This window comes from Pseudoalteromonas sp. CO325X (assembly GCF_004208955.1).
Classification (GTDB): Bacteria; Pseudomonadota; Gammaproteobacteria; order Enterobacterales; family Alteromonadaceae; genus Pseudoalteromonas; species Pseudoalteromonas ruthenica.
The window spans coordinates 1-248 of record NZ_SGPG01000053.1 but is presented as its reverse complement, the minus strand read 5'-3'; the positions used below and the strand labels follow the sequence as shown (position 1 = coordinate 248).

General features: G+C 42.7%; 1 protein-coding gene. It reads left to right on the top strand.

All coding sequences use genetic code 11. The features are described from left to right. Positions 1-218: IS3 family transposase (locus tag EXT46_RS18740; protein WP_165381167.1), on the top strand; the 218-nt coding region annotated here is incomplete at its 5' end. Positions 219-248: the final 30 nt, after the last annotated feature.

Below are 248 nucleotides of genomic sequence, written 5' to 3'. Positions count from 1 at the left end.
TCAGCATGAGCCGAAAGAGCAATTGCTGGGATAATGCGGTGATGGAATCCTTCTTCAGTCGTCTCAAAGTTGAGCTGGTTTATGCTGAGAAATTCCACTCGATACAACATGTTAAATCCTGTATGTTTGAATACATTGAAATATTTTATAACCGCAAACGACGTCACTCAGCGTTAGGCTACCTCAGCCCGCTGGAGTATGAACAACAGTTTGCGTAATAACCTGTCTACTTTTGATGGGGAAGACCA